This window comes from Streptomyces sp. CT34 (assembly GCF_000805335.1).
In the GTDB taxonomy this organism is placed as follows: Bacteria; Actinomycetota; Actinomycetes; order Streptomycetales; family Streptomycetaceae; genus Streptomyces.
Genome location: NZ_KN708638.1, coordinates 2,766,802 through 2,772,554 on the forward strand (window position 1 = coordinate 2,766,802; position 5,753 = coordinate 2,772,554).

Genomic DNA, 5,753 nt, shown 5'->3' on the forward strand with positions numbered 1-5,753 from the left:
TTCCCGGCACTCGGAATTCCGGGGTCACCACGGCGTGCCCGGACCGGAGCACTATCGGCATCCAGCGCGGTATCACCATGTCGCATTCGGCCGCGGAGCGTGGGGCGGCTCGACGGTGGCCGGCTCATCCGGCGAAACGAGCCCCGCCGTGGCGCAATTTCCGCGGAAAGCGGAAGACCAATGCGGAGCGGGCCGGGTGGGCGTTCTGGAGGGAATTCGCGAGGGCCGGATGCGGCATCCGCTCGGCGGTTACCGAGGCGCGTGACGAGAACGGTCGGCCGGCTTGTTCCCAGGGGGTTCCGGGGAGCGGGCGCACCGGCACGGGTTCGCTTCCGAGGTCGAGCAGACCGGGGAATCCGTGGACCGAGTCGCCCAGGAGTAACCGATTCCGGGCGTCCAGGACGGTCGTCCGGTTCGTCCGTGGCCGACGGTCACCTCACGCCACTGGCCGGAAGGCAGTTCCCCAGAGGAGACCACGTCATAATTCTTCGCTCAGCAGAACTGCGGCGGCACTACGGCGGTGACGAGGCGAACTCGTACCGCTACGGACCACAACTCGCGGATATCGGAAAGCGTCGGTCCGCCGGACACCCGCATTCCCCTTTGCCGATGGGGTACTTGTGTCGATCGCGGGGGTGGCTAGGGTGCACTCATGGAGATCTGGATCAATCCTGCCTGTTCCAAGTGCCGTTCCGCCGTGCAGCTGCTCGACGCGGAGGGGGCCGAGTACACCGTGCGGCGCTATCTCGAAGTGCCGCCGAGCGCCCAGGAGTTGCGGGAGGTGCTGGAGCGGCTGGCACTGGAGCCGTGGGACATCACCCGCACCCAGGAGGCCGAGGCGAAGGAACTCGGGCTGAAGGACTGGGGCCGTACGGCGGGCGACCGCGAGCGGTGGATCGAGGCGCTGGCGGCGCACCCCCGGTTGATCCAGCGTCCGATCATCACCGCCGACGACGGGTCGGCACTGGTGGGACGCAGCGAGGATGCGGTGCGGGATGCGCTGGGGCGGACCGGGGGTGGACGGACCCCCTGAGCCCGGTCCGCGGACCGGCCTAGAACGTGATGTGGTTGATGGTCTGCGCGATGGAGGTCAGGAACCGGTTGATCGACGGCGCCATCCCCGTGGAGGCGAGGAAGAAGCCGAAGAGTATGGCGACGAGCGCCGGGCCCGCCTTGATCGACTTCTGTCTGATCAGAACGACGAGGATGATCCCCAGCATCAGGACAACTGACAGCGAAAGAGCCACAACTGATCACACCCTCGGTCGGAACGCCTCACCGGCCCTGGGGCATGCCGCGCACACCCCCGGCACCCATCGTGCCATCAACTCTTTGCCCATCGCAGGCAGGTGACGAATCTTCGGCCAACGCTTTGTCCGCTTCATGGGGTTGGCGTGAAGTGGGGTGAGTGTGGGGTTGTGGGGTGATGTCCGGGTGGCGGCGGAGAGGTGAGGTGCGGCCGGCCGGAAGAGGCGCGGCTGCGGTCCGTGAGCACCGCCATCCGGGCGGCGATCCGGTCGGCCGGGGCGCCCTCCAGCCGGTCGGCCCGGGCCCCCTCGGCGAGGAGAAGTACCTGGTCGGCCCGGGCGGCGGCGACCGGGTCGTGGGTGACCATGACGACCGTGGCGCCGAGGGCGTCGACGGTGTGCCGCAGGACGGCCAGGACCTCGGCCGCGGTCGCGGCGTCCAGGGCGCCGGTCGGCTCGTCGGCGAAGATCACGTCCGGTGCGGTGACCAGGGCGCGGGCGATCGCCACCCGCTGCTGCTGGCCCCCGGACAGCTGGCCGGGACGACGCCGGGCGTGATCGTGCAGGCCGACGCGGGCCAGGACCTCGGCCGCCCGCCCGCGGTCCGGGCGCTTGCCGGCCAGCCGCAGCGGCAGCAGGACGTTCTGCTCGACGGTGAGTGCGGGCAGCAGGTTGAACGTCTGGAAGACGAAGCCCAGCCGGCTGCGGCGCAGTGCGGCCAGCCGGCCCTCGCGGAGCCGGGTGATCTCGGTGCCGGCCAGGCGGACGGAGCCGGCGGAGGGGCGGTCGAGGCCGGCCGCGCACTGGAGGAAGGTGGACTTCCCCGAGCCCGAGGGGCCCATCACGGCGGTGAACGAGCCGTGCGGCAGGGCCAGGTCCATTTCGCGCAGGGCGTGTACGGCGCCGGCGCCACGGCCGTACCGGCGGCACACCCCGCGTAGTTCCACGGCGTATCCACCGCTCATCGGCAACTCCCCGTTCCGTGCGGTCGACCGGTCTCTCCGGCGACGGCCGGTCACTGCGTTTCACCGTAGGGAGCGGGCGCCTTGTCCTGCCATGAGGAAGGCCGCCGGACGCTCCGGGGGAAAGCCCCACCCCCGAGGGGCGCGCGGACGGGGGCGGCGGACCGGGCGCCGACGCCCACGGCTTCGGGACGACCGGCCCGGCCGCGAACATCGCCACCGCGCTGCCGGCCCGCGGCGAGTTCGCTCATCCTGGCGACGATGGCGGCGGGCGCCGGGACCGACGACCGGCCGTCCGCGTTCATCGCCGGGGACGTCCTGATCCCGGCCGTCCTCGGCCCGCCGGCCGCCGGCCGGTCCGGGCTGCCGGCCCGCGCCCTGCCGGGCGGGCGAGGGGGCCGCCGTACGGACCGGAGGCGGGGCGGGCGGCTACGCGTCCCGGCAGATCAGCAGCAGTGCCCGGTCGTCGTTGACGTCCTTGGCGACGGCCTCGATGAGGTGCCAGGCGGCGCCCGCGAAACCGCTGTACACATAGCGCTCGGCCTCGCCGGTCAGCCGGTCGATGCCCTCGGCGATATCGCGGTCGGCGGCCTCCACCAGGCCGTCGGTGAACATCATCAGCACGTCGCCGGGGCGCAGCGTGCCTTTGACCGGGTCGAACTGGGCGCCGTCGTAGACCCCGAGCAGCGGCCCCTCCCCCGCCTTCTCCTCCCAGCGGCCGGTGCCCGCGCTGAGCTGGAGGGCGGGCAGGTGGCCCGCGGAGAGGAGTTCGTAGTCCCCGGACTCCAGGTCGAGGACGAGGTGGATGGAGGTGGCGAACCCCTCGTCCCAGTCCTGCCGCAGGAGGTAGCCGTTGGCGGCGGGCAGGAAGCCGTGCGGCGGGAGGGAGCCGAGCAGTCCGCCGAAGGCGCCGGAGAGGAGCAGCGCGCGGGACGCGGCGTCCATGCCCTTGCCGGAGACGTCGGTGAGCACGACTTCGAGGATGTTGCCGCCCTGGGTGCGCGAGGCCACCACGAAGTCGCCGGAGAAGGACTGGCCGCCGGCCGGGCGGAGCGCCATCTCGTGGTGCCAGCCCTCGGGCAGCTTGGGCAGCGCGCTCTGGACCCGGATCCGCTCGCGCAGGTCGAAGAGCATGGTGCCGCCGCGCCGCCAGGGCACCCCGACCCGGCTGCGGAACTGCGCGATCAGCAGCCCGAAGAGCCCGACCGCGGCGACCACCAGGACCGTGCCGGGGGTGATCCGGTCGGGCCCCTCGTCGTACGGGCCGAACAGCGCGGCCTCGACGATCAGCGCGGTGGCCGAAGCGGCGTACAGGACAAGGAGGTTGGCCGGCCGCAGCAGCAGCCCGCCGGCGATGATCGGGAGGACCAGCGCGGTGGGCGCGAACCACTCCGAGTGCCAGAGGGTGCCGGCGGCGATGGCGGGTATGGCGGCGAGCAGGGCGGCCAGGGCGAGCCAGTCGGAGCCGTCGCCGCGGAAGTAGTCGACTCCGGCCTTGCGCATGCCGATGCGGGCCCGGTGCAGACCTCTGCGCATCCGGGCCGTCAGGGTTTCCGCTCCCGGGCCGCGTGTCATTGCTCTGGGACCTTATCCACCCGTTCGGCGGTGCGTCGATTCGCCGCACGTCACCCAGGGGAATTGCCGGGAAATCGCGTTCGAGATGCGGTCGCGCGGCCGGAGTTCGCCCTGCTAGGCATGGCTTATGACGACAGAGTTGCAGCCGCTGCGATGGACCGAGTGGGATGCCTGGTTCGACACGTTGGACGTGGCCTTCGGAGGGGTCGCGGACTCCTCGGAGCGGCGTGCGTGGTGGCGGGAGATCACCGAGATCGACCGGATGATGGCGGTCCGGGAGGGCGCGGCCACCGTCGCCACGGGCGGCGCCTTCTCGTTCGGACTAACGGTGCCGGGCGGCGCGGAGTTGCCGGTCGCCGGGGTCACGGCGGTCTGTGTGCTGCCGACGCACCGCCGCCGCGGGGTGCTGCGCTCGATGATGCGCCACCAGCTGACGGACGTTCACGAGCGCGGTGAGGCGCTGGCGGTACTGACCGCCTCCGAGCCGGCGATCTACGGGCGCTTCGGTTACGGCGCGGCCACCCGGGAGCTGCGGATGACGGTGGACACGGTGCGGCTGGCCGCCCCGGAGCTGCCCGGGGTGGACGGTGTGCGGCTGCGGCTGGTGGACCCGGTGGCCGCGGTGCCGGACTGCGAGCGGGTCTACGCCCAGCTGGTACCGGAGCGGCCGGGCATGCTCGCCCGGCGGCCGGGCTGGGAGCGGCAGGGGGTGCTCGACCCGGAGAGCGAGCGGGACGGGGCCGGGATGCTCCAGTGCGTGCTGGCCGAGGTGGACGGCGAGGTGCGGGGCTATGCCCGGTACGCCGTCAAGCCGGAGTGGGGCGGCGCCGGGCCGAACGGGCAGGTGCGGGTGCGGCAGATCGACGCGCTGGACCCGGTGGCCTACGCGGCGCTGTGGCGCTATCTGTTCGGGATCGATCTGACCGCGTCGGTGGCGGTGCGCGGCCGGCCGGTCGACGACCCGCTGCCGCTGCTGGTGGCGGACCAGCGGCGCTGCCGACTGGGCGTGCGCGAGGCGCTGTTCCTCCGGCCGGTGGACGTGGGGGCCGCGCTGGCGGCGCGCACGTACCGGACGCCGGTGGAGGTGGTGCTGGAGGTCGCGGACGACTTCTGCCCGTGGAACGCGGGGCGCTGGCGGCTGGCCGGGGACGAGAAGGGCGCGGTCTGCGAGCGGACCGCCGATCCGGCCGATCTCGCGCTGTCCGTAGGGGAGTTGGGCTCGGCCTATCTGGGCGGTGTCTCGCTGACGGCGCTGGCGCGGGCCGGCCTGGTGCGGGAGCTGCGGCCGGGAGCGCTGGCGGCGGCCACCCTCGCCTTCGGGTCGGACGTGGCGCCCTGGCTGCCGCACGGGTTCTAGCCGTACGGCCCGGGGCTTTGGGCCGTACGGCCCCCGGCCGCGTGTGTCGGACGGCCCCTACGGCCGCCGCGCCGTGGGCGGTTGGCAGCCCGGGCACCAGAAGAGGTTGCGGGCGGCGAGGCCGGCGGTGCGGATCTCGCTGCCGCAGATGTGGCAGTGGTCGGCGGCCCGGCGGTAGACGTACACCTCGCCGCCGTGGTCGTCGACGCGCGGCGGGCGGCCCATGGCCTCGGGCAGGTGCTCGGGGCGGACGGTGTCGATCCGGTTGTGCCGGACGCCCTCGCGCATCAGGGACACCAAGTCGGCCCAGATCGCGTCCCATTGGGCGCGGGTGAGGTCGCGGCCCGGGAGGTAGGGGTCGATGCCGTGCCGGAAGAGGACCTCGGCGCGGTAGACGTTGCCGACGCCGGCGATCACCTTCTGGTCGAGGAGCAGCGCCGCGATGGTGGTGCGGCTGCGGGCGACCCGCTGCCAGGCGTGGGCGCCGTCGTCGCCGGGGCGCAGCGGGTCGGGGCCGAGCCGGGCGTGTATCGCCTGCTTCTCGGCGTCGGTGATCAGGGCGCAGGTGGTGGGGCCGCGCAGATCGGCGTGGTGGCGGGGGCCGGCCAGCCG

Annotated in this window: 6 protein-coding genes and 1 pseudogene; 3 read left to right on the forward strand and 4 right to left on the reverse strand. The window is 73.2% G+C overall.

All coding sequences use genetic code 11. The features are described 5' to 3' along the window. Nucleotides 1-652: 652 nt before the first annotated feature. Complete coding sequence (locus RZ84_RS12210; RefSeq protein WP_043264343.1) at nucleotides 653-1,033, forward strand: arsenate reductase family protein; 381 nt, start codon at nucleotides 653-655, stop codon at nucleotides 1,031-1,033. Nucleotides 1,034-1,052: 19 nt separating this feature from the next. Here the strand turns inward: RZ84_RS12210 and RZ84_RS12215 are convergent, their stop codons facing one another. Further along, nucleotides 1,053-1,247, reverse strand: coding sequence for a hypothetical protein (locus RZ84_RS12215; protein ID WP_043264344.1), 195 nt, complete (start codon nucleotides 1,245-1,247; stop codon nucleotides 1,053-1,055). A 134-nt stretch (nucleotides 1,248-1,381) separates the two neighbouring features. Further along, nucleotides 1,382-2,212 (reverse strand): ABC transporter ATP-binding protein, encoded by an 831-nt coding sequence (locus RZ84_RS12220; RefSeq protein ID WP_078893711.1) that lies wholly within the window; start codon nucleotides 2,210-2,212, stop codon nucleotides 1,382-1,384. Between the two features lie 203 nt (nucleotides 2,213-2,415). Here RZ84_RS12220 and RZ84_RS40985 point away from each other — a divergent pair. Further along, nucleotides 2,416-2,608: pseudogene (locus RZ84_RS40985) on the forward strand (cation/H(+) antiporter); the annotation flags it as partial. Between the two features lie 30 nt (nucleotides 2,609-2,638). Here the strand turns inward: RZ84_RS40985 and RZ84_RS12225 are convergent. Beyond that, nucleotides 2,639-3,784 (reverse strand): PP2C family protein-serine/threonine phosphatase, encoded by a 1,146-nt coding sequence (locus RZ84_RS12225; RefSeq protein ID WP_052229899.1) that lies wholly within the window; start codon nucleotides 3,782-3,784, stop codon nucleotides 2,639-2,641. A gap of 127 nt (nucleotides 3,785-3,911) precedes the next feature. Here RZ84_RS12225 and RZ84_RS12230 point away from each other — a divergent pair, with 127 nt between their 5' ends. Next, on the forward strand, nucleotides 3,912-5,141 hold the full coding sequence (locus tag RZ84_RS12230) for a GNAT family N-acetyltransferase (RefSeq protein ID WP_043264346.1): 1,230 nt from the start codon (nucleotides 3,912-3,914) through the stop codon (nucleotides 5,139-5,141). 57 nt (nucleotides 5,142-5,198) lie between these two features. Here the strand turns inward: RZ84_RS12230 and RZ84_RS12235 are convergent. Continuing rightward, a partial coding sequence (locus RZ84_RS12235; RefSeq protein ID WP_241777673.1) for an Fpg/Nei family DNA glycosylase occupies nucleotides 5,199-5,753 on the reverse strand: 555 nt, incomplete at its 5' end.

Excerpts from the sequence above, each read along its gene's own strand:
- RZ84_RS12210 (WP_043264343.1), top strand. The coding sequence starts at position 653 with ATGGAGATCTGGATCAATCCTGCCTGTTCCAAGTGCCGTTCCGCCGTG.
- RZ84_RS12230 (WP_043264346.1), top strand. The coding sequence starts at position 3,912 with ATGACGACAGAGTTGCAGCCGCTGCGATGGACCGAGTGGGATGCCTGG.
- RZ84_RS12225 (WP_052229899.1), bottom strand. The coding sequence starts at position 3,784 with ATGACACGCGGCCCGGGAGCGGAAACCCTGACGGCCCGGATGCGCAGA.
- RZ84_RS12220 (WP_078893711.1), bottom strand. The coding sequence starts at position 2,212 with ATGAGCGGTGGATACGCCGTGGAACTACGCGGGGTGTGCCGCCGGTAC.